Origin of the sequence: Carboxylicivirga sediminis (assembly GCF_018156225.1) — a bacterium.
GTDB lineage: Bacteria > Bacteroidota > Bacteroidia > Bacteroidales > Marinilabiliaceae > Carboxylicivirga > Carboxylicivirga sediminis.
This window is the reverse complement of record NZ_JAGTAR010000097.1, coordinates 1-901: the sequence shown is the minus strand read 5'-3', so window position 1 is coordinate 901 and position 901 is coordinate 1. Positions and strand designations below refer to the sequence as shown.

1 protein-coding gene is annotated in these 901 nt (G+C 43.0%); it reads left to right on the top strand.

Going from position 1 to position 901, the window contains the following annotated elements; all coding sequences use genetic code 11:
* Positions 1-901, top strand: a 901-nt coding sequence (locus KDU71_RS22775; RefSeq protein ID WP_212193435.1) for a sulfatase-like hydrolase/transferase, incomplete at both ends; no start/stop codon positions are given.

Here is a 901-nt window from a genome sequence, read left to right as displayed (position 1 = left end):
AATGACTTTGATATGCCTCCATTTTATAACGATACGCCTGCTATGCGTAAGCAGTTTGCCCGGGTTTATAACTCCCTCAAGCTGACTGATAATAAGATTGGCGCCTTATTGCAACGATTGGAAGCTGATGGGTTAAAGGAAAATACCATTATCATTTTCTATGCCGATCATGGTGAAGGTATTCCACGAGGTAAGACCAATGGTATCAACCTGGGCTATCGGGTGCCGTTTATTATTTGGTTTCCTGAAAAATATAAGCATTTATCTCCCTGGGGAACCAATGGTGTGGTTACCGATGAGTTGGTTAGTTTTGAAGATTTAGCGCCAACTGTTATTAGTTTGGCGGGTGGTGAAATTCCTGAGCACATGACAGGTCGTATTATGATGGGCGAAAATCGGTCTAAAAGAGCCGAACATTTGGTGTTGTCGTCCGATAGAGCGGATAATGGCATTGACCTGGTTCGAACAGTAACCAATGGGAAGTACCTTTATTCGCGTAATTTTATGCCTTTTATCCCTGAAGCCAGGTACATACGTTACATGGAGATAAGCGATATCAAGCAGCAGATGCGTCGCGATTATGAACAAAATCTGCTTAATCCTGTACAAAAACGACTGTTTGAAGCACGTCCTGCCGAGTATCTTTACAACATTGAAGATGATGTGTGGGAGTTGAACAACCTGGTTGACGATGAAAAGCACCAAGAGGTACTCAATGAGATGAGACAACTGCTTAAACAGGAAATGCTGGATGCAAGAGATGTGATGCTGTTGCCCGAATATGAGCTGGAGATGCTTGCTCAAGAACAGTCTCCTTACGAATATCGATTAAGTGATAGTTATGCCATCAATGATATTTTGGCGAGTGCCTGGTTATCCGGCGATAGAAGCAAAGAAGCAG